The following is a 22,075-nucleotide window of genomic DNA, read 5'->3' on the forward strand; positions in this document are numbered from 1 at the left end:
TCAGAAGTATTCGGGTTTGATGTCACGGCACAGCGGCTCGCGGCGGGCAACCACGTCCAGCCACGCGCCGATCTTGGGCAGCTCGTAGGCGAAGAAGTAGCGGGCGGCGGCGCGCTTGCCGTGGGCGAAGTCGCTGTCGCCACTGACACTCAGCACGACGTCCAGCCACAGCCAGGCCAGCACCGTGTGGCCAAAGGCCTGCAGGTAGGGCGTCGCGTTGGCCAGCGCCTCGGCGGGCTCGCCGGTGCTCCAGGCCTTCTTCGTCGCGCCGCCCACTTGCGCCAGCGCGGCACCGAGCTGGTTGGCCTGCGGCGCCCAGTCCGTCTGCATCGCGCGCTCGATCGTCGCCTGCATGCGCGCGGCCAGCGCCGCCAGCGATGCGCCGCCTTGCTGCACCACCTTGCGGCCCAGCAGGTCCAGCGCCTGGATGCCGTGCGTGCCCTCGTGGATCATGTTCAGGCGCTGGTCGCGCCAGTACTGCTCCACCGGGAAATCACGCGTGTAGCCGTAGCCGCCCAGCACCTGGATGGCCAGCGAGTTGGCCTCCAGGCCCCATTCGCTGGGCCAGCTCTTGGCGATGGGGATCAACACGTCCAAGAGCGCCTGCGCACCGGCCTGGTCGGTGCCGGTGTTGAGCTCGTCCACGAGACGGGCGCAGTACAACTCCAGCGCCAGGCCGCCTTCGACATAACTCTTCTGTGCGAGCAGCATGCGGCGCACGTCGGCGTGCTCGATGATGGGCCGCTGCAGGCTGGCCGAATCCTTGCCGGCGGCCGTCATCGGCCGGCCCTGCGGGCGCTGCTTCGCGTAGTCCAGGCTGGCCTCGTAGCCGGCATAGGCCAGCATCACGGCGCCCAGGCCCACGCCGATGCGCGCCTCGTTCATCATGTGGAACATGCAGCGCAGGCCGTCGCCGACCTGCCCGACGAGGTAGCCCACGGCGCCCGCACGACCCTGCGGCGTCCATCGGCCTTCGCCGAAGTTCAGCAGGCAGTTCGTGGTGCCGCGGTAGCCCAGCTTGTGGTTCAGGCCGGCCAGCACCACGTCGTTGCGCTCGCCGGTCAGCTCGGCCCTGTCGTTCACCAGCCACTTCGGGACGATGAACAACGAAATGCCCCGGGTACCGGGGATCAGCTTGCCATCCGGGCCCGGCACCTTGGCCAGCACGAGGTGGACGATGTTCTCGGTGATCTCGTGCTCGCCGCCGGAGATCCACATCTTGTGGCCGGTCAGGCGGTAGCGCGGACCGAGCGGATCGGTCGCGTCGTCCAGCTCCGCGCGCGTCGCCACGTCGGACAGCGACGAGCCGGCCTGCGGCTCGGACAGGCACATCGTGCCGAACCAACGGCCGGCGAATTCGTTCTTGGCGAACACCTCGCGCTGCAGCGGCGTGCCGTGCGCCATCAGCAGGCTGGCGTTGCCGGAGGTGAGCATCGCGTAGCCGCCCATGGCCACGCTGGCCTTGCTGAAGAAGGCGTTGCCGGCCATCTCGATGACGCAGGGCAGCTGCATGCCGCCCACGTCGTAGTCCTGCGCGGCGGCCAGCATGCCGGACTCGGCATAGGCGCGCGTCGCGTCGTGCGTGGCCTGCGGCAGGTGCACGCGCTCGCCGTCGAAGTGCGGCTCCTGCGTGTCGGCCAAGCGGTTGAACGGCGCGAACTTGTCGCGCGCGATGCGCTCGCAGGTGTCGAGCACGGCGGCGAAGGTCTCGTCCGAATGTTCGGCGAAACGCTCGCGCGCGGTGAGGTCGCTGATCCGCAGCCAGTCGAACAGCAGGAAGTCCAGGGTTTCGCGCATGGTTCCAGCGGCGATGTGGGCCGCCCGCAAAGGTAAGAGTCAGTCCTGCGCCAGGCGGACGATGGTGCCTTGCGCCAGCGCGCACAGTTTCTCGGCGCCGTCCTTGATCGCGAAGACTTCGCAGCGGCAGACCGCCTGGGTCTTGCTGACCGCCTCGGCGCTGGCACGGGCGATCAGCCGCTCGCCCAAGGCCGGGCGCACGTAGTTGATCTTGAACTCCGAGGTCACGACCGGCACCTGCATCGCCGTGCCGCCGGCATAGGTCAACGCGTTGTCGGCCAGGTAGCTGACGATGCCGCCGTGCGCAAAGCCGTTCTGCTGCAGGTGCTCAGGCTTGAGCGCCAGCTGCAAGTCGACCTGGCCCGGCGACAGCGCCGCCAGCTCCGCGCCGAGCAGCACGCTGAACGGCTGCTGGGCGAGGATCTCGCGACCCATCGCCAGGAAGGTCTCGGGAGAGACGCTCACAGCACCTCGAACACGCCGGCCGCGCCCATGCCGCCGCCGATGCACATCGTCACGCAGACGCGCTTGGCACCGCGGCGCTTGCCTTCGATCAGCGCGTGGCCCGTCAGGCGCTGGCCCGACACGCCGTACGGGTGGCCGACGGCAATCGCGCCGCCGTTGACGTTGAGCTTGTCCATCGGGATGCCCAGCGTGTCGGCGCAGTACAGCACCTGCACGGCGAAGGCTTCATTCAGTTCCCACAGGTCGATGTCGGCGACCGTCAGGCCCAGCTTCTTCAACACCTTGGGCACGGCGAACACGGGGCCGATGCCCATTTCATCGGGCTCGCAGCCCGCGACCGCAAAGCCGAGGAAGCGGCCGATGGGCTTGAGGTTGTGCGTGGATGCGTACTGCTCGCTGACCAGCGCGCAGGCGCCGGCGCCGTCGCTGAACTGGCTGGCATTGCCGGCGCTGATGACGCCGCCGGGCAGCGCCGGGCGCAGGTCCTTGATGCCGTCGTAAGTCGTGCCTTCGCGCAGGCCTTCGTCGGCGCTGACGGTGACTTCCTTGCTCATCAGGCCCATGACCCTGTCGGCCACGCCCATGGTCGTCGTCACCGAGACCATCTCGTCGTTGAACAGGCCGGCGGCCTGCGCGGCGCAGGCCTTCTGCTGGCTGCCCGCGCCGTAGTGGTCCATGCGCTCACGCGAGATGTTGTAGCGCTTGGCCACGTTCTCGGCGGTCTGCAGCATGCTCCAGTAGATCTCCGGCTTGATCTTCAGCAGCGCCGGGTCGGCGAGCATGTGCTTGTTCATTTCCTGCTGCACGCAGGAGATGCTTTCCACGCCGCCGGCGATGTACACGTCGCCCTCGCCCGCGATGATGCGTTGCGCAGCCATGGCGATGGTCTGCAGGCCGCTGGAGCAGAAGCGGTTGATGGTGACGCCGGAAACCGTCACGGGCAGGCCGGCCTTCAGCGCGATCTGGCGGGCGATGTTGGCGCCGGTGGCGCCCTCTGGGTTCGCGCAGCCCATCAGCACGTCCTCGATGGCGCCGCCCTCGATGCCGGCGCGCTCGACGGCGGCCTGGACGGCATGGCCGCCCAACGTGGCGCCATGGGTCATGTTGAACGCGCCCTTCCAGCTCTTGGTCAGCGGCGTGCGGGCGGTGGAGACGATCAGTGCGTTGCTCATGTCTTGTTCCTTGTTCGGTAAACGCGGGTGGTCAAGTGAAGGACTTGCCTTCAGCCACCAGGCGAGCCAGCAGCGGCGCCGGCGTCCAGAACGCGCCGTCGTCCATCGTGTTCTTGGCAAAGCGCTTCATCGCCTGCACGACGTTGAACAGGCCCACCGTGTCGGCGTAGCACATCGGGCCGCCGCGCCAGATCGGGAAGCCGTAGCCGGTGAGGTAGACCATGTCCACGTCCGACGCGCGCTGGGCAATACCCTCTTCCAGCAGGTGGGCGGCCTCGTTGACCAGAGCGAACACCAGACGGTGCACGATCTCCTCGTCGCTGATGTCGCGCTTCTTCGCGCCGATGGCCTCGCGGTGCTTGGCCAGCATCTCCTCGACCACCGGCGACGGGATCGCGTCGCGCTTGCCCGGCAGGTAGTCGTACCAGCCCGCGCCGGTCTTCTGGCCGAAGCGGCCCAACTCGCACAGGCGGTCGGCGCTGGCCGAGTACTTCATCGTCGCGCGCTCGACGGCGCGGCGCTTGCGGATGGCCCAGCCGATGTCGTTGCCGGCCAGGTCGCCCATGCGGAACGGGCCCATCGCGAAGCCGAACTTCTCGATGGCCTTGTCCACCTGCTGCGGCGTGCAGCCTTCATCGAGCAGGAAGCCGGCCTGGCGGCTGTACTGCTCGATCATGCGGTTGCCGATGAAGCCGTCGCAGACGCCGGACACCACGGCCGTCTTCTTGATCTTCTTGGCCAGCGACATGACCGTGGCCAGCACGTCCTTGGCCGTCTCCTTGCCGCGCACGACCTCCAGCAGCTTCATCACGTTGGCCGGGCTGAAGAAGTGCATCCCCACGACGTCCTGCGGGCGCTGGGTGAACGACGCGATCTTGTCGACGTCCAGCGTCGACGTGTTGGACGCCAGGATGGCACCGGGCTTGGCCACGACATCCAGTTGCTTGAACACGGCCTCCTTGACGCCGATCTCTTCGAACACCGCCTCGATGATGAGGTCCGCGTCGCCCAGGTCGGCGTAGTTCAGCGTGGTCGACAGCAGCGCCATGCGCTGGGCGTACTTGTCTTCCTTGAGCTTGCCCTTCTTGACCTGGGACTCGTAGTTCTTCTTGATGGTCGCGACACCGCGGTCCAGCGCTTCCTGCTTGGTCTCCAGGATGGTGACCGGGATGCCCGCGTTCAGGAAGTTCATCGAGATGCCGCCACCCATGGTGCCGGCGCCGATGACACCGACCTTGGCGATGGGGCGCAGCGGCGTGCCTTCGGGCACGTCGGAAATCTTGCTGGCCACGCGCTCGGCGAAGAACAGGTGGCGCAGCGCCTTGGACTCCGGCGTCAGCATCAGCGCCGCAAAGCCCTCGCGCTCGGCGCGCATGCCGTCGTCGAACTTCAGCTTGACGGCGCCGGCCACGGCCTCCAGGCACTGCAGCGGCGCAGGGTAGTTCTTGCTCATGCCGCCCACCATGTTGCGGGCGAACTGGAAGTAGGCCTCGGCATTGGGATGGCGGGCCTTCAAGTCACGCACCTTGGGCAGCGGGCGCTTCTCGGAGACCTCTTCGGCGAACTTGACCGCCGCGTTCAGCACGTCCGCGTCGACGATCTTGTCGAACAGCTTCTGGCCGGGGACCATGGCCAGCATCTGCGCTTCCACCGGCTCGCCGCTGACGATCATGTTCAGCGCCGGCTCCACGCCCAGCGCGCGGGGCAGGCGCTGTGTGCCACCGGCGCCCGGGAGCAAGCCGAGCTTCACTTCCGGCAGCGCGACCTTGGTGCCGCTCTGCGCCACGCGGTAGTGGCAGCCCAGCGCCAGCTCCAGGCCACCGCCCATGCAGACGCTGTGGATGGCGGCGACGACCGGCTTGCTGCAGTTCTCCACCACCGAGATCAGGCTCAGCAGATTGGGCTCGGCCAGCGCCTTGGGGCTGCCGAACTCCTTGATGTCCGCGCCGCCCGAGAAGGCCTTGCCGGCACCGGTGATGACGAGGGCCGTGATGGCCGGGTCTCCTTCAGCGCGCTCCACGCCGGCGGCCACGGCGGCCCGGGTCGCAAACCCCAGACCGTTGACCGGCGGGTTGTCGAGCGTGATCACGGCGACACTGCCGCGGGCTTCGTAATGGGCTGTCATGGGCAAGACCTCGGGCCAGGAAAAGAAATAGAACGATCGTTCGATTCTAGGCAGCGCCCGGCCGTGAATCTTGTCCCTGGCGTGACAAGCCCGCATTGACCCTGATCCGCCCGCCCGCCTAGAGTCCGCGCCAACTGTCTGCAAGACCTCGCTGTTTAGACCCCTACATGCTGATTCCGGTTGTCTACCCTCCCCGCCCCGATGAGCCGCCCAAGGTGTTCACGCCGGTGACGCCACCGGAGATGCCGCCGGCCGGGGGGCCCACGCCGCCCCCACCGCCGCCGCCAGACGAAGCGCCCAAGCCGACCGGCGACGTGCCCTGGTCGCTGTACCTGCTGCGCGTGCTGTGGCTGTGCGCCTTCCCGGTGGGCATCGTCATCGCCGGCGTCGCCGTGCTGCTGGGCGTGGACCAGGCGCAGGAGACGCTGCTGTCGCTGGAGGTCTGGAGCGCGCAGACCGCCGCGCTCTCGGCCGCTTTCGGCTTGTGGCTGCTGCTGGCCTGGTACACCAGCCGGCTGCTGCTGGACCGCCGCTTCTCGCCCGACACGCTGGGCGAGTGCATCCACGCGCGGTTCGCCGACGGCCTGCGCCGCTGGCTGCCGCGCGGGCTCATCGCCGTCGGCGGGCTGCCGGTGAGCCTGTTCTTCCTGCTGCAGACGCGCGAGCGCCTGGTGGGTGTGCTGCTGCTGGCGGTGACGGCGGCGCTCAGCCTGTTCGTCTGGCGGCGCCGCGCCTGGCTGCTGAAGCTGCGCGATGGCTCGTGGCTGGCCCGCTGGCTGGCGCTGGACGTGCGGCGCGATGCCATCGCCGCGCTGCGGCGCGAGGACCGCATGGGCACGCCGTCGCGCGTGCTGGTCGCGCTGGTGCTGCTGCTGCAATGGGGGCTGTTCGCGGCGCTGCTGGCCTGGCCCGAGTCGGTCGCCCGCTCGCTGGGTGCGCCCGCGCTGGTGCTGTTCGCCTTCGGCAGCTGGATCGTCTTCGGCGGCATCCTGCTGACCTATGTGCCCAAAGCGCTGATCCGCATCCCGCTGACGCCGCTGCCGCTGCTGCTGTTCTTCCTGTTCGCGCCGCTGAACGACAACCACCGCGTGGCCGCCCCCGACCGCAGTGCCAGCAGCGCCGTGGCCAGCCGCCAGCCGGCGGACGCCTGGCTGCAGACCTGGCTGCGCACCGTCGGCGCCGACGGCAAACGGCCGCTGGTGCTGGTCGCTGCATCCGGCGGTGCGTCCCGCGCGGCCTACTGGGGCAGCGCCTCGCTGGCGCGGCTGCAGGAGCTGGGCGAGCGGGAAGGTGTCAACTTCGCCGACGCCGTGTTCGCGATCAGCGGCACCTCCGGCGGCGCGCTCGGCGCGGCCAGCTTCGTCGCGGCGGTCGATGCGCGCCGCCAGGCCGCCGATGCGGTCGCGTGCACGCCGTGGAATCTGGTGCGCGACTTCACCGGCCAGGACCACCTCGCCACGCCGGTAGGGTTGATGCTCTATCCCGACCTGGTGCAGCGCTTCCTGCCGGTGGCGTTCGCCGGTGCGGACCGCTCGCTGGGGCTGGAGCAGGTGTGGACGCGCGACTGGCCCCGCAGCCTCGCCCGCCAGTGCCCGCTGCGCGCCACCGCGCACCCCAACCCGTGGGGCGAGCCGATGACGGCGCTGCGCGCGCGCGCCACCGACGCCGAATGGCTGCCGCTGCTGGCGCTGAACACCACCGCGCTGGCACGCGGCCAGCGCGTCTACCAGTCCGACTTCCTGCTGCCCAGCGCCGACGGCCTGGACCTGCTGGACCCGTCGCTGGACCTGGACGTGGACCGCCTCACGCTGGCCCAGGCGGTGCACAACAGCGCCCGCTTCCCCTACATCAGCCCGGCTGCGGCCGTCGTGTTCAAGACCCCGCACAAGGACGAGGAGGCCGGCGACGTGGGCCGCGTGTGGGACCGCCTGGGTGATGGCGGCTACGTGGAGGCCGGCGCCACGCAGACGCTGTCCGACATGCTGCGCGACCTGGAGGCTGCCGGCCGGCTGCGCGACTGCAAGCCGGAGGACGACTGCGCCGGCCAGGGCATCCTGGACCGCTCGCGGCTGCGCCTGCTGCTGCTGGTCAACCAGCCGTCACGCGTGGAGGACTGGCTGTGCCGCGATGCGCCGAGGGCCGCTGGCGCGCAGCCGCAGGACGGCCTGCGCTACCGGGCCGCCAACATCCGCCTGAACGAAGTCGCCGCGCCGCCGGTGGGCATCCTGCGCAGCAACGAGGCCCGCGCGCGGGATGCCGCCGTCGAGCTGATCAAGCGCGTCGGCGGCTGCGGCCAGGTCGCCGAGCTGCGCCTGCCGGCGATCAAGGGCCAGCGCCCGCCGTCCATGGACTGGATGCTGAACGCCACCTCGCGGGCCGCCATGGACGCGATGCTGCAGGAGAAGGTGACCGCCGCCGACCCCAACTTCGGCGCTGCGCAGGGCCAGCTCGCTGCGCACCTGCGCCAGGCCAGGGACTGGATGCTGCAGATGAAGTGAGCGTGCGGCGCAGGGCCACAATCCGCCCGCCATGTCCAAGCGCCACCAGCTCCTGCAGCACGCCACCGCGCCCCAGCAGCGCCGCCTGTGGCGCGCGCTGCTCGCCCTGCTGCTGATCGCTATCTCCTACCTGGCGCTGGTGCCCGACCCGCCGCGGGGTGTCAGCACCGGCTGGGACAAGTCCAACCATGCGCTCGCGTTCGCGTCGCTGGCCTTCACCTGCGTGTGGGCGTTCTGGCCGCGACCGCGCCAATGGCTGTGGCTTGCCGCCGCGCTGCTGGCCTACGGCGGCGCCATCGAGATCGCGCAGAGCTACCTGCCACCCCGCACGGGCGACTGGTTCGACCTGCTGGCCGACGGCGTGGGCATCGCCATCGGCCTGGCCATCGCGATGCCCTTCACGGTGGTTCTCGCGCGCCGGCGCTGACGCCGTTTCGGCACGGTTTCGGGCAGGTCGGCATCGTCCTACAGCCAAACGACGCGCACTGACATACCGTTGGCAGCAGCTTGCGCTACGGTGCCAACCCATGCTGAACGACCTGCTCCGCGCGACCCGCGCCCACTCGCTCGCGCTGGCCGAGCCGCTGTCGGACGAGGACGCCCAGCTCCAGTCCATGCCCGACGCCAGCCCGGCCAAATGGCATCTCGCGCACACGACCTGGTTCTTCGAGACGATGGTGCTGGTGCCGCACCTGCCGGGCTACGAAGTCTTCGACCCGCGTTGGCCGCGGCTCTTCAACTCGTACTACGAGAGCCTGGGCCCGCGCCATGCGCGGCCGCAGCGAGGCCTGCTGAGCCGGCCCGCGCTGCGCGAGGTCAAGGCCTACCGAACCCACGTCGACGCCGCACTGGCCGACCTGCTGCCAAGCGCAGGCACCGACGCACTGCGCTTGATCGAGCTGGGCTGCCACCACGAGCAACAGCACCAGGAATTGCTGCTGACCGACATCCTCCATGCGTTCTCGTGCAACCCGCTGCTGCCGGCCTATGACGCCACGCCCCCCACGCCGGCACCGCGCGTCGAGCAGGCCTGGCTGCGCCACGACGGCGGCATCGTCGACATTGGCCATGGCGGCAGCGACTTCGCCTTCGACAACGAAGGGCCGCGCCACCAGGCGCTGGTGACGCCGTTCGAGATCAGCAACCGGCTCGTCAGCTGCGGCGACTACGCCGACTTCATCGATGCCGGCGGCTACCGCGAGCCGCTGCTGTGGCTGTCCGACGGCTGGGCCGCCGTGCAGGCGCAAGGCTGGCAGCGCCCGGCCTACTGGTTGGAAGACGGCAGCGTCTTCGGCCTGCACGGCGTGCAGCCGCTGGACCCGAACGCGCCGGTGCAGCAGCTCAGCTTCTACGAAGCCTGCGCCTTTGCCGAATGGGCCGGCGCGCGGCTGCCGACCGAGTTCGAGTGGGAGGCGGCATGCGGCTTGCTCGGCTTCGCGAATGCGGCAGACCAGGCTTGGCAGTGGACGCGCTCCAGCTACGCCCCCTACCCCGGCTTCAGGCCGGCGGCGGGCGCCGTGGGTGAGTACAACGGCAAGTTCATGGTCGGCCAGCAGGTGCTGCGCGGCGGCAGCCTCGCGACGCCGCCGGGCCACACCCGGCCCAGTTACCGCAATTTCTTTCCGCCGGCCGCGCGCTGGCAGTTCAGTGGAGTGAGGCTCGCAAGATGAAACCAGGCATCGAATGGCGCCAGCCCCGGGCTTCGGCCGACAACGAACAATTCACGGCCGACCTGCACGCCGCGCTGTCGCGCACGCCCAAGGCCATCTCCCCCAAGTACTTCTACGACGAGGTCGGCTCGACGCTGTTCGAGCGCATCTGCGACCTGCCCGAGTACTACCCCACGCGCACCGAGCTGTCGCTGCTGCAGACGCACGCCGCCGACATGGCCGCGCAGATGGGCGGCCAGGTGCAGCTCGTCGAGTACGGCGCCGGCGCGCTGCGCAAGGTGCGGCTGCTGCTCGACGCGATCCCGCGCGACAGCGTGCAGTTCGTGCCGATGGACATCTCCGGCCCGCACCTGCTGGCCGCCTGCGACGGCCTGGCCGCCGACTACCCCGGCCTGGCCATCCAGCCGCTGGTGGCGGACTTCACGCGCCCGCACACGCTGCCGCCCTGCCCCGCCGGCTGCCGCCGCGTCGGCTTCTTCCCGGGCTCCAGCATCGGCAATTTCACGCCCGGCGAGGCCGATGCCTTCCTGCGGCTGGCGGCGGGCGAACTGGCCGGCGGCGGCCTGCTGATCGGCATCGACCTCGTCAAGGACCACGACACGCTGCACGCCGCGTACAACGACGCGGCGGGCGTGACGGCGGCGTTCAACATGAACCTGCTGCAGCGTGCGCGCGCCGAGCTTGGCGCCGAGTTCCCGCTCGAAGACTTCGAGCACCTGGCCTTCTACAACCCGGCCTACCGCCGCATCGAGATGCACCTGCGCGCCACGCGGCCGCTGGCGCTGCGGCTGGGCGACGAGGTCTACCAGTTCACCGAGGGCGAGACGCTGCACACGGAGCATTCGCACAAGTACACCGTCGACGGCTTCCAGGCGATGGCGGCGCGGGCGGGGTTCAAGCCGGGAAAGGTGTGGACGGACCCGAATCAGTGGTTTGCGGTGCTGTGGCTGGAGGCTTGAACCCACCGCTCAGTGCACGCGCGGTGCGGGGAACGGCAGGCTGGAGGAAAAGACGTACAAGTCGATGTGCTCCACACGGTGCGAACAGGCACCGCTCTGCCAGTCCCCACTCACATAGGCCATGGACAGGGTTTGAGGCACTGGACCGGGTTTCCAGACCGAATGCTGGCAGGCGTCGAGGTACTGGGGCTTCCAGCCTGCCAGCGCCCGCTCGCGGAATTCGCCAATCCCCTCGGCGCGCGGCACCGCGAACTTGACCGCCAGTGAAAGGCGATGCGGCTGCTGCCCGGCCAGGTCGTCGTTCGGGCGCACCTCCAGGGTCCAGAGTTCGCCGGTGCGCGGCATGCTGGCTTCGCACACCACGACCTGCAGGGTCTCATGATCACGGCACTTCGCGCCCAGCTTCTCGCTGAGGGCCAACAGCAGCTGCGGGTTCCTGGCCGACGTGTGCTGCCTGACGGTGCCCTCCATCACGTCGACCAGCAATTTCAGGTCTTCGCACAGATCGCAGGGCGGCTCCGCGCCATCCGCGGCACCGGCCGCCATGGGCAGCGCGAGCAGCCACGCCAGAACAGCTTTTCTCACGTCGTTCCCGAATCGTTGGTCCGGGCGCGAGCATAGCTACACAAGGTCAGATCGCCAGCCGCTCCCGCACGCCGTCAGCCGCCATGTCGGCGCCACGGCCTCGCATGACGATCTCGCCGCGCTGCATCAGCAAATACTGGTCGGCCAGTTCCTCGGCGAAGTCGTAGAACTGCTCCACCAGCACGACCGACAAGCCCTTGTCGTGGGCCAGGTGCTTGATGACGCGGCCGATCTCCTGGATGACGTTGGGCTGGATGCCTTCGGTGGGTTCATCCAGCAGCAGCACCTTCGGCCCCGGCGCCAGCGCGCGGGCGATGGCGAGCTGCTGCTGCTGGCCGCCGGACAGGTCACCGCCACGGCGCGCGCGCATCCTGGCCAGCACGGGGAAGAGTTCGAACAGCTCCACCGGCAACGGCGTGCTGGCGGGCTGGCTGCTCAGCCCCATCTGCAGGTTCTCGATGACCGAGAGCCGCCCGAAGATTTCGCGGCCCTGCGGCACGTAGCCCAGGCCCGCGCGGACGCGCTGGTGGGTCTTCAGCTTGTTGATGGGCTCGCGGGCCAGCGTGAGCTGGCCGGACGTGACGGGGACGACGCCCATCAGGCTCTTCAGCAACGTCGTCTTGCCGACGCCGTTGCGGCCCAGCACGACGGTGATCTCGCCGGGCTTGAGCGCGAAGCTCAGGCCGCGCAGGATGTGCGAGCCGCCGTAGTGCTGGTGCAGGTCCTCGACCTGCAATAGTTCATCGGCCAAGGTACACCTCGATCACCTTCTCGTCCGATTGGACCTGCGCCATCGTGCCTTCCGCCAGCGTCTGGCCCTCGTGCAGGACCGTCACCGTGCGCTGCGCGCCAGCGAGCGTCGCGACGAAGCTCATGTCGTGCTCCACCACCACCAGCGAATGCTTGCCCTCCAGGCTCAGGAACAGCTCGGCGGTGCGCTCGGTTTCCTCGTCGGTCATGCCGGCGACAGGCTCGTCCAGCAGCAGCAGCTTCGGCTCCTGCGCCAGCAGCATGCCGATCTCCAGCCACTGCTTCTGGCCGTGGCTGAGCAGGCCCGCCACGCGCTGGCGCTCGTCGGCCAGGTGCACCGTGTGCAACAGCTCGGTCATGCGGTCCTGCTGTTCGCCGCTCAGGCGCGCCCGCATCGCGACCCTGGCGCGGCGGTCGCCCGCCATCGCCAGTTCCAGGTTCTCCAGCACGGTCAGCGCCTCGAAGACCGTCGGCTTCTGGAACTTGCGGCCGATGCCCGCGCGGGCGATCTGCTGCTCGCTCATCGTGCGCAGGTTCAGGTTGCTGCCGAAGAAGATGCGGCCGCTGTCGGGCCGGGTCTTGCCGGTGATGCAGTCCATGGTGGTCGTCTTGCCGGCGCCGTTGGGGCCGATGACGCAGCGCAGCTCGCCCACGCCGACGGTGAAGCTCAAGCCCCCCAGCGCCTGGAAGCCGTCGAAGGCGACCTTCAGGTCTTCCACGTACAACGCCACGCCCTGGTTGAACACCGGGCCGTCGTCGGTGACGACGCGCGTGAGTGACCGGGCGCGCGCCTCGGCGCCGGCCTCCATCAGCTCCGGGGTCATTTGCCGAACCTCCGCGCCAGGCCCACCAACCCGGCGGGCAGGAACAGCGTCACGACGATGAACAGCCCCCCCAGCACATACAGCCAGCCCTCGGGCCAGACCGCCGTGAAGACGGACTTGGTGCCGTTGACGAAGAAGGCGCCGAGCACGGGGCCGATCAGCGTGCCACGACCGCCGACCGCCGCCCAGATGGCCATCTCGATGCTGGCCGCGGGGCTCATTTCGCCCGGGTTGATGATGCCGACCTGCGGCACGTACAGCATGCCGGCCAGCGCGCACATCAGCGCGGAGATGACGTAGGCGCTGAGCTTGAAGGCGACCGGGTCGTAGCCCAGGAAGCGCACGCGGCCCTCGGCATCGCGGATGGCCTGCAGGATGCGGCCCCAGCGGCTTTGCGTGAGCCAGCGGGCGACGAGGTAGCAGCCGATCAGCGCCACGCCGCTGGCGATGCACAGCCCCACCTTCATGCCCGGCGTGTTGAGCGGCATGCCGGCGATGCGCTTGAAGTCGGTGAAGCCGTTGTTGCCGCCAAAACCCGTCTCGTTGCGGAAGAACAGCAGCATCGCCGCCACCGTCAGCGCCTGCGTGATGATGGAAAAATAGACGCCCTGGATGCGCGAGCGGAAGGCAAACCAGCCGAACACCGCGGCCAGCAGGCCGGGCACCGCGAGCGCCAGGAAAATCTGCCCGACCAGCGAATCGCTGAGCGCCCAGTGCCAGGGCAGCGCCTTCCAGTTCAGGAAGACCATGAAGTCCGGCAGGTCCGACTGGTACTGCCCTTCACGGCCGATCTGGCGCATCAGGTACATGCCCATGCCGTAGCCGCCCAGCGCGAAGAACAGGCCATGGCCCAGCGACAGGATGCCGCCGAAGCCCCAGATCAGGTCCAGCGCCAGCGCGCAGATGGCGAAGCACAGGAACTTGCCGAGCAGGCCGACGTAGAACTCGCTCAGGTGCAGCGCGTGGCCGGGCGGGAACGCCAGGTGCAGCAGCGGCACGAGCAACAGCAGGAGCGCGATGGCGATGAGTGCAGCGCGCTTCATTCGACGCTCCGGCCCTTGAGGGCGAACAGGCCTTGCGGCTTCTTCTGGATGACGAGCACCAGCAGCAGCAGCAGCGCGATCTTGGCGAGCACCGCGCCCTGCCAGCCCTCCAGCAGCTTGGACAGCACGCCCAGGCCCAGGCCCGCGTAGACGGTGCCGGCCAGCTGCCCCACGCCGCCCAGCACGACCACCATGAAGGCGTCGACGATGTAGCTCTGGCCCAGGTCCGGGCCCACGTTGCCGATCTGGCTCAAGGCGCAGCCGGCCAGGCCGGCGATGCCCGAGCCCAGCGCGAAGGCCAGGGTGTCCACCTGCGCCGTGTTGACGCCCACGCAGGCAGCCATGCGGCGGTTCTGCGTGACGCCGCGCACCATCAGGCCCAGCCGTGTCTTGGCGAGCAGCAGCGCCATGCCCGCCAGCACCAGCAGCGCGAAGCCGATGATGGCCAGGCGGTTGTAGGGCAGCGTCAGGTTGGGCAGCAGCGCCCAGCCGCCCGACAGCCAACCCGGGTTCTCGACGGCCACGTTCTGCGCGCCGAACAGGCTGCGCACGGCCTGCATCAGCACCAGCGAAATGCCCCAGGTGGCCAGCAGCGTCTCCAGCGGGCGGCCGTACAGCCAGCGGATCACCGTGCGTTCCATCGCGGCACCCACCAGCGCCGCGGCCACGAAGCTGGCCGGCAGCGCCAGCCACAGGTAAAAGTCGAACGCCGCCGGCGCCCACGTGCGGAAGGCCTGCTGCACGCTGTAGGTGGCGTAGGCGCCCACCATCAGCAGCTCGCCGTGGGCCATGTTGATGACGCCCATCAGCCCATAGGTGATGGCCAGGCCCAGCGCCACCAGCAGCAGCACCGACCCGAGGCTCAGGCCCGAGAACAGCAGCTGCGCGCGCTCGCCCCAGGCCAGGCGATCACCGATGGCGGCGATGGCCGACTGCATCGCCGCGCGGGCGCCGGGGTCGGTCTCGCCGGTGATGCGGTCCAGCAGCAGCGCCCGCGTGGCCGGGTCCGCGCTGGCGGCCAGTTCGGTCGCGGCGGCACGGCGCTGGCCGGGGTCGCTGGACGACAGCTTGGCGCCGGCGACCAGCGCGCTCAGCTGCCTGCGCAGCGCAGCATCCGGCTCCGAGGCCAGCGCACGCTCGAAGAGCGCGAGCTTGGTCGCATCGGCGTCGTCGCGCAGCGTGTCCAGCGCCTTGGCGCGCGTGGCACGGTCGGGCGACAACAGGTCCAGCCCCGCCAGCGCCGCATCGATCTCGCGGCGCATGCGGTTGTTCAGCATCGGCTCTTCGGCGTCAGGTGGCGCGGCCTGCCCCTGGGCCATGACCAGCGCCTGCCCGCCCTTGAGCCGCACGCGGCCGTCCTGCAACGCACGCAGGAACGGCGCCAGCGACGCATCGCCGGCGGCCACCGCCTGCTGCAGCGCCGCCACGCGCTCATCGCCCTCCCCAGCCGCGATGCGAGCGGCGAGTTCAGGCGTCAGCGCCCAGGCGGACCAGCTGCCCAGCGCGAGCCAACACACCAACAAGAGTCGTTTGAACATGAAGACCCTGGCGAAAGAAATCCAGCGCCGTGCGACAGCACGCGCGCCCCTCCAGCGACTGCCATGGAGCCGGCTTTGCCGGTCCATTGGCAGTGCCCCCTTGCGGGGGCCGCAGCTTCGCTGCGGCAGGGGGTGGTCTTACTTCGTGGGCTCGTCCTTCTTGCCCTTGTTCTCGGGGATGTAGGGGCTCCACGGCTGGGCCTTGACCGGGCCGGGCGTCTTCCACACCACGTTGAACTGGCCGTCCGCCTTGATCTCGCCGATGAACACCGACTTGTGCAGGTGGTGGTTCTTCTCGTCCATCTTGGACGTGATGCCCGACGGCGCCGGGAAGGTCTGGCCGGCCATCGCGGCGATGACCTTGTCGGTGTCGGTGCTGCCGGCCTTCTTGACCGCCTGCGCCCACATGTTGATGCCGATGTAGGTGGCCTCCATCGGGTCGTTGGTCAGCGGCTTGTCCTTGTGGCCGGCGATGCCCTTGGCCTTGGCGTAGTCGCTCCACTTCTTGATGAAGGCGTCGTTCACCGGGTTCTTGATCGACATGAAGTAGTTCCACGCGGCCAGGTGACCCACCAGCGGCTTGGTGTCCACGCCGCGCAGCTCTTCCTCACCGACCGAGAACGCCACCACCGGCACGTCCGTCGCCTTCAGGCCCTGGTTGCCCAGTTCCTTGTAGAAGGGCACGTTGGAGTCGCCGTTGATCGTCGACACCACCGCGGTCTTCTTGCCCTCGGACGAGAACTTCTTGATCTTGGCAATGATGCTCTGGTAGTCGGCGTGGCCGAAGGGGGTGTAGTCCTCCATGATGTCGGCGTCGGCGATGCCTTTGCTCTTCAGGAAGGCGCGCAGGATCTTGTTGGTCGTGCGCGGGTAGACGTAGTCGGTGCCCAGCAGCACGAAGCGGCGGGCAGCCCCGCCGTCCTTGCTCATCAGGTATTCGACGGCGGGAATGGCCTGCTGGTTGGGCGCGGCCCCCGTGTAGAACACGTTCTTGCTCAGCTCTTCACCCTCGTACTGCACCGGGTAGAACAGCAGCGAATTGGTCTGCTCGAACACCGGCAGCACCGACTTGCGGCTCACCGACGTCCAGCAGCCGAACACCACGGCCACCTTGTCCTGGCTGATGAGCTGCTTGGCCTTCTCGGCGAACAGCGGCCAGTTGGAGGCGGGGTCGACGACGACGGGTTCCAGCTTCTTGCCCAGCAGCCCGCCCTTGGCGTTGATCTCGTCGATGGCCATCAGCACGGTGTCCTTCAACACCGTCTCGGAGATGGCCATGGTGCCCGACAGCGAGTGCAGCACGCCGACCTTGATGGTGTCGGCGGCCTGGGCGGAGATGACCGCGGCGGGGGAAATCAGGGTCGCGGCAGCGGCCAGCGCAAGAGCGGAACGGCGAAGCATCGGGATTCCTCCAGAGGGTTTGGGATGAGGGTCGAGTAGCCAGACCTTGCACGCGCAAGGGGCGTGCCAACGCATCCCGTGAGGTTTCGTGACGGCACCGCTCGCCGATGGTGCAGACGCACGCACCGGATGCCCACGCTGGTGCGCGGGTGCAACAACGGTGCACCGCGCACGCAAAAACGACCGCGCCGCTCGGCACGGACGCGGAGCGGCGCAGACAACGAAGAGGTCGTCGGCTCAGGGCAGGCAGGTGGCGCCTGCGTCCGACGAAGCAACCGTCACTCCACCAGGGCCTTGATCTCCTCGGCCATCGTCCGCCAGTGCTTCACCTGGTCAAGGTACTTCTTGGCCTGCGCCTTGGCGCGGTCTTCCCAGCCGTCCTTGTCCATGGCGAACTTGCCTTCCCAGTGCTTGAAGTCCTTGTTCTGGGCCGGGTCGTTGATGTGCGTGAGCAGATGGATGGGGTCCGCGCGCAGCTTGTCGGTCAGGCCGGGCGCCGCCTTCAGCACCGTGGTCTTCCAGTGCGTCACCGCCACGGAGATGGAGCGAGCCTGCGTGCTGGAGCACAGCGCCTCCTTCAGGTTCTGCTCGGTCGGCTTGGCGATGAACTGCTTGAGCGCCGCCTCGAACTCGGCCGATCCCTTCTTGATGCCCAGGTAGACCATCTTGAGGTTCTTGTTGAGCACGTCCTGCGTGGAGGACTGCTTGCCCAGGCGCTTCTCGACGCCCGCGGCCACCTGCACCACCTCGGTCTTCGCATACTTGCGCAGCGCATCCATGCGCTGGCTGAGGATCTCGAAGCCTGCCTTCATCTCGGCATCGGTCGGGCCGAGCACCTTGGCCTGCGACTCGTACTCGTCCATGTTCTTCTTCAAGCCCTCGTTCATCTTGGTCAGGGCCGTGGTGACGTTCTTCATCAGGCCAGGCAGCGCCTTCAGGTTGTCGTCCTTGCAGGCACTGACGGCAGCGAGCGCCGCTTCGTAGTCCTGGATGCGCTGCTCCAGCGTCTTGCCGCCCTTCATCACCATCAGCAGCTTCTTGAGGCCGGCCTCCTGGCCCTTGTTCTTCAACGTCGGCGCGGCCTTGGCGGTCAGCGCCGTGAAGTTGCGCATTGCGGTGTTGTAGTTGCTGGAGATCGTTGCCATGCCAGGTCCTTCGGGCGATTGAGCGTGGGGCGCGGTTGAGGGTGTGGGGCGATGAACCCAGGCCTCGCTCGACACGCGCGCGGATTCACGCATGAGTAGCGCCCGCAGCCCGGCAGTTCCACTGGTGAACCTCCCACGCCCCTCACCCAGGTGCCGCCTCGGGAAAACCTGGGCCCGTCGGCCCCAGCGCCGCAGGCGGCTGCCGAACAGCGCGTACAGCAGGATCAGCCCGTACCAGGGCAGCATGACCCAGTAGCCACGCTGCGGCGAACAGGCGTCCGCCAGGTGGCCGTACAGCATGGGGATCAGCGCGCCGCCAGCAATGCCCATGATGAGCAGCGCCGAGCCCGCCGCCGTGTAGCGCCCCAGGCCCTCCAGCGCCAGCGGCCACACGGAGGGCCACACCAGCGCGTTGGACAGGCCCAGCAGCGCCAGGCACAGCACGGTGTCCGGCACCGGCGGTACGCCCGCCCAGCCGAACAGCGCCTGCGACATCGCCGTGCTGGACGCGGACGTCAGCGCGATGCCGGCGGAGAACAGCAGCCCGCTGCCGGCCGAGAGCAGCAGCGCGCCCCGCTGCGACAGCCGGCGCGGAATCAACAGCACGCCCAGCAGGTAGCCCAACACCATGAAGCCCATGGTGTACGAGGTCAGCACGCCGTAGTGCGCCACGCCCAGCTCGCGACCGTACAGGCCGATGGTGTCGCCGGCGATGACTTCCACGCCGACGTAGCCGAACAGCGCGATGGCGCCCAGCACGACCTGCGGATGCTGGAACACGCCCCAGCGCTTGACCGCGCCCGACTGCTCATCGGCCGATTCCAGTGCCGGCTCGCGCAGCGACGAGAAATGGATCAGTGCCATGAACGCCAGCAGCCCCGCGGACATGACGGCATACGGGAACACCAGCCGCTGCGCCAGCTCCGCCCGCAACGCCTCGCGGCCGGCGGTGTCCAGCGCGGCCAGCGCCGGTTCGGAGAAGCGCTCCATGCCCGACAGGATCAACGCCGAGAACACCAGCGGCACGACGATGCCGGCGCCCTTGTTGAACAGGCCCATGATGGAGATGCGCATGGCGGCGCTCTCGCGCGGACCGATGCAGACGATGTAGGGGTTGATGGCCGTCTGCATCAGCGTCATGCCGCTGGCCAGCGTGAACAGCGCGGCCAGGAACACCGCGTACTGCCCCGACCACGCCGCCGGGATGAAGGCCAGCGAGCCCAGCGCCATGACACCCAGCGCCAGCGTCATGCCGCGCTTGTAGCCGATGCGCGCCAGGATGGCGGCCGACGGCAGCGCCATCACCGTGTAGGCGATGTAGAACGCGAACGCGACCCACAGCGCCTGGAAGTTGCTGAGCGCGCAGACGATCTTCAGGAACGGGATCAGCGAGCCGTTCAGCCAGGTTGCGAAACCCAGGATGAAGAACATCAGCCCGATGAAGAGCATGGGCAGCAGCGCGCCCTGGCTGCGGGGTGACGGCGTGGTGGTCGAGGTCATCGGACCATGATCGCCAGCCGCCCGCCGCGGCGCCACTGGCACACACCCGAAGGCGCATGCCCCGTGCAAGCTTCAGCGCGCGGGCAGGATCACGCCGTCGCAGGCGCCGAAGCCGATGCGGCGAAAGCCCGGCTTCTCGGCATGGGCGCGCAGGCCCAATTGGTCGCCATCGAGCACGAAGGTTCTCGTTTCGCCGTTGGGCAACGTGATCGGCTGCTTGCCGCCACCGGTCAGCTCCAGCAGCGAGCCGGCCTCTTCCGGTGCCGGGCCACTGATGGTGCCGGTGCCCAGCAGGTCGCCCGGCTGCAGGTTGCAGCCATTGCTGGCGTGGTGGGTCAGCATCTGCGCCAGAGACCAGTAGGCATGCCGCAGGTTGGAGCGGGAGATGCGCGTCGGTTCGGCCATGGCGGGCGTCTTGAACCAGACCTCCAGCTCGATGTCGAACGCCGCGTTCGCACGGTGCGCGGGCGAGTCGAGGTACGGCAGCGGCTGCGGGTCGCCTTCGGGCCGCGTGAACGGGATGCGGAACGGCTCCAGCGCCTCCATCGTGACGATCCACGGCGAGATGGTCGTGCCGAAGTTCTTGGCCAGGAAGGGCCCCAGCGGCTGGTACTCCCAGGGCTGGATGTCGCGCGCCGACCAGTCGTTCAGCAGCGTCAGGCCAAAGGCGTGATCGTCGGCCTCGTCGATGCCGAACGGCTCGCCCAGCGCGTTGCCGGGGCCGACGAACAGGCCCAGCTCCAGCTCGCAGTCGATGCGCGCGCTGGGCTTGAAGACCGGCACGTCGGCGTCCGGCAGCTTGACCTGGCCCCGGGGCCGGCGCAGCGGCGTGCCGCTGACGACGATGGAGGAGCTGCGGCCGTGGTAGCCGATGGGCACCCACTGGTAGTTGGGCAGCAGCGGGTTGTCGGGGCGGAACAGCTTGCCGATGGCGCGGGCGTGGTGGATGCCGGTGTAGAAGTCGGTGTAGTCGCCGATGCGGCAGGGCAGCGTGTACTCGGCTTGCGCCTGCGGCACCAGCTCGACCTCGGGCGCGCCGGCCTTCAGCGTGTCGAACAGGCGGTGGCGCAGCGCGCGCCGCTCCGCGCTCGGGCGGGCCATCAGCGCGTTCAGGTCGGCGATGCCCCAGTCGCTCAGGTCCAGGATCTGGTCGCCGATGCCCACGCCCACGCGGAACGGCTCCAGCGTGCCGGCGCGGCGGAAGCTGCAGAACGGCAGGTTCTGCAGCGGGAAGTCGGTGGCTGGGTCGTTGGCCGAGGCGACCCAGGAGCGGGCCGCGACGTCGTGCGTGTGATCGATGCTCATGCGTTGAATTCTTCCTTCAAACCCTGCCAGCAGTGGGCATAGGTCGTCTCCAGAGGTGCGTCGTTGAGCGCCCAGGCGGTGGGCTTGAGTGGCCAACGCGTCTCGAACATGAAGGCCAGCGTGGCATCCAGCTTGTGCGGCTTGAGCTCTGCGTTGCTGGCCTTGTCGAAGGCCTCGCTGTCGGGGCCGTGCGGCACATAGCTGTTGTGCAGGCTGGCGCCGCCGGGCTTGAAGCCCTCGGGCTTGGCGTCGTACTGGCCCAGCACCAGGCCCATGAACTCGCTCATCACGTTACGGTGGTACCAGGGCGGGCGGAAGGTGTCCTCGGCCACCATCCAGCGCGGCGGGAAGATGACGAAGTCCACGTTGGCCCAGCCGGGCGTGTCGCTGGGGCTGGTCAGCACGGTGAAGATGCTGGGGTCGGGGTGGTCGAAGCTGACGGTGTTGATCGTCATGAAGCGCGCCGTGTCCCAGCGGTACGGCACGAGGTTGCCATGCCAGGCGACGACGTTGAACGGGCTGTGCGCCTGCGTCGCGCGCCAGAGCTTGCCGCCGTAGCGCTTGACGATTTCGTAATCCCCATTCTGCTGCTCATGCCAAGCCACCGGCGCCTCGAAGTCGCGCGGGTTGGCCAGGCCGTTGGAGCCGATGGGCCCCAGCTCCGGCAGGCGCATCGCGGCGCCAAAGTTCTCGCAGACATAGCCGCGCGCTGTGCCGTCCAGCGGATCGACCTTGAAGGCCATGCCGCGCGGCAGCAGCGCGATGGAGCCGGGTGCCACGTGCAGGCGGCCCAGCTCGGTCGTCACCAGCAACCGGCCCTGCTGCGGCACCAGCAGCATCTCGGCGTCGGCATTGACCAGCGCGCGGCGGCCCATGGCCTTCGTGGCGACATAGGCCAGCGCGCCCATGCCCGCGATGCCCACCTCGCCGTTGACGGCATAACTGCGCAAGCCGTCGACGAAGTCGCCGTCACCGTCCAGCGGCGTGGGACCCCAGCGCAGCGGGTCGGGCGGTGCGCACTCGCCTTGCGCCGCGCCGCTCTTCCACAGCGCATGCGCCAACGGCGCGTAGCCGCCGACAACGACTGACGGCTTGCGGCGGTACAGCCAGGTGCGCTGGTTGTCGGCGCGCGGCGCGGTGAAGGCACTGCCGGACAGCAGCTCGGCATACAGGCCGTGCGGCGCCTTCTGTGGGCTGTTGCGGCCGACGGGCAGCGCACCCGGGACGGCCTCGCTGCTGTGCTGGTTGCCGAAACCCGTGAGGTAAGTCAGTTCAGTCATGGTGTCTTGTGGGCCGGT

The 22,075-nt window shown here is 69.0% G+C and carries 17 protein-coding genes; 4 read left to right on the forward strand and 13 right to left on the reverse strand.

All coding sequences use genetic code 11. The annotated features are described in order from the left end of the window. From ACO07H_RS18450 to ACO07H_RS18465, 4 genes are read right to left on the reverse strand one after another with little or no spacing between them, the layout of a single operon-like run. The gene (locus ACO07H_RS18450) at positions 1 to 1,797 is read right to left on the reverse strand and encodes an acyl-CoA dehydrogenase (protein ID WP_422016802.1); all 1,797 of its coding nucleotides are present in this window, start codon (positions 1,795 to 1,797) and stop codon (positions 1 to 3) included. Positions 1,798 to 1,836: 39 nt separating this feature from the next. Continuing rightward, complete coding sequence (locus ACO07H_RS18455) at positions 1,837 to 2,232, reverse strand: PaaI family thioesterase (RefSeq protein ID WP_422018658.1); 396 nt, start codon at positions 2,230 to 2,232, stop codon at positions 1,837 to 1,839. 26 nt (positions 2,233 to 2,258) lie between these two features. After that, a complete protein-coding gene (locus ACO07H_RS18460) occupies positions 2,259 to 3,434 on the reverse strand; it encodes an acetyl-CoA C-acyltransferase (protein WP_422016804.1) in 1,176 nt (391 codons plus the stop codon). 31 nt (positions 3,435 to 3,465) lie between these two features. Continuing rightward, positions 3,466 to 5,559: a 3-hydroxyacyl-CoA dehydrogenase NAD-binding domain-containing protein gene (locus ACO07H_RS18465; protein WP_422016806.1), complete on the reverse strand. Its 2,094-nt coding sequence runs from the start codon at positions 5,557 to 5,559 to the stop codon at positions 3,466 to 3,468. A gap of 167 nt (positions 5,560 to 5,726) precedes the next feature. Between ACO07H_RS18465 and ACO07H_RS18470 the strand changes: the two genes are divergently transcribed. The 4 genes from ACO07H_RS18470 (at position 5,727) to egtD (ending at position 10,686) form a co-directional block, all read left to right on the forward strand. After that, on the forward strand, positions 5,727 to 8,057 hold the full coding sequence (locus ACO07H_RS18470; protein WP_422016808.1) for a hypothetical protein: 2,331 nt from the start codon (positions 5,727 to 5,729) through the stop codon (positions 8,055 to 8,057). 31 nt (positions 8,058 to 8,088) lie between these two features. Then, positions 8,089 to 8,484, forward strand: coding sequence for a VanZ family protein (locus ACO07H_RS18475; RefSeq protein WP_422016810.1), 396 nt, complete (start codon positions 8,089 to 8,091; stop codon positions 8,482 to 8,484). Positions 8,485 to 8,584: 100 nt separating this feature from the next. After that, positions 8,585 to 9,727 (forward strand): ergothioneine biosynthesis protein EgtB, encoded by a 1,143-nt coding sequence (egtB, locus tag ACO07H_RS18480; RefSeq protein ID WP_422016812.1) that lies wholly within the window; start codon positions 8,585 to 8,587, stop codon positions 9,725 to 9,727. Then, on the forward strand, positions 9,724 to 10,686 hold the full coding sequence (egtD, locus tag ACO07H_RS18485) for an L-histidine N(alpha)-methyltransferase (protein WP_422016814.1): 963 nt from the start codon (positions 9,724 to 9,726) through the stop codon (positions 10,684 to 10,686). The genes egtB and egtD overlap by 4 nt, the downstream gene beginning before the upstream one ends. Before the next feature lie 9 nt (positions 10,687 to 10,695). Here egtD and ACO07H_RS18490 read toward each other — a convergent pair whose 3' ends face one another. From ACO07H_RS18490 to hmgA, 9 genes are all read right to left on the reverse strand, one after another. Then, complete coding sequence (locus ACO07H_RS18490; protein WP_422016816.1) at positions 10,696 to 11,232, reverse strand: hypothetical protein; 537 nt, start codon at positions 11,230 to 11,232, stop codon at positions 10,696 to 10,698. A gap of 85 nt (positions 11,233 to 11,317) precedes the next feature. Next, positions 11,318 to 12,022, reverse strand: a complete 705-nt coding sequence (gene urtE, locus ACO07H_RS18495) for an urea ABC transporter ATP-binding subunit UrtE (RefSeq protein WP_422016818.1) — start codon at positions 12,020 to 12,022, stop codon at positions 11,318 to 11,320. Beyond that, on the reverse strand, positions 12,012 to 12,845 hold the full coding sequence (gene urtD, locus ACO07H_RS18500; protein ID WP_422016820.1) for an urea ABC transporter ATP-binding protein UrtD: 834 nt from the start codon (positions 12,843 to 12,845) through the stop codon (positions 12,012 to 12,014). Before urtD ends, urtE begins: the two co-directional genes overlap by 11 nt. Continuing rightward, a complete protein-coding gene (gene urtC, locus ACO07H_RS18505) occupies positions 12,842 to 13,888 on the reverse strand; it encodes an urea ABC transporter permease subunit UrtC (RefSeq protein WP_422016822.1) in 1,047 nt (348 codons plus the stop codon). Before urtC ends, urtD begins: the two co-directional genes overlap by 4 nt. Continuing rightward, positions 13,885 to 15,426: an urea ABC transporter permease subunit UrtB gene (gene urtB / locus ACO07H_RS18510; RefSeq protein ID WP_422016824.1), complete on the reverse strand. Its 1,542-nt coding sequence runs from the start codon at positions 15,424 to 15,426 to the stop codon at positions 13,885 to 13,887. Before urtB ends, urtC begins: the two co-directional genes overlap by 4 nt. A 138-nt stretch (positions 15,427 to 15,564) precedes the next feature. Next, positions 15,565 to 16,827: an urea ABC transporter substrate-binding protein gene (gene urtA, locus ACO07H_RS18515; protein WP_422016826.1), complete on the reverse strand. Its 1,263-nt coding sequence runs from the start codon at positions 16,825 to 16,827 to the stop codon at positions 15,565 to 15,567. A 278-nt stretch (positions 16,828 to 17,105) separates the two neighbouring features. Continuing rightward, positions 17,106 to 19,472, reverse strand: a complete 2,367-nt coding sequence (locus ACO07H_RS18520; protein WP_422016828.1) for a sugar MFS transporter — start codon at positions 19,470 to 19,472, stop codon at positions 17,106 to 17,108. Between the two features lie 72 nt (positions 19,473 to 19,544). Continuing rightward, positions 19,545 to 20,777, reverse strand: coding sequence for a fumarylacetoacetase (gene fahA / locus ACO07H_RS18525; protein ID WP_422016830.1), 1,233 nt, complete (start codon positions 20,775 to 20,777; stop codon positions 19,545 to 19,547). After that, positions 20,774 to 22,057: a homogentisate 1,2-dioxygenase gene (gene hmgA, locus ACO07H_RS18530; RefSeq protein WP_422016831.1), complete on the reverse strand. Its 1,284-nt coding sequence runs from the start codon at positions 22,055 to 22,057 to the stop codon at positions 20,774 to 20,776. The genes fahA and hmgA overlap by 4 nt, the downstream gene beginning before the upstream one ends. Positions 22,058 to 22,075 lie beyond the last annotated feature (18 nt).

This window comes from Roseateles sp., from assembly GCF_965229315.1.
Classification (GTDB): Bacteria; Pseudomonadota; Gammaproteobacteria; order Burkholderiales; family Burkholderiaceae_C; genus Pelomonas.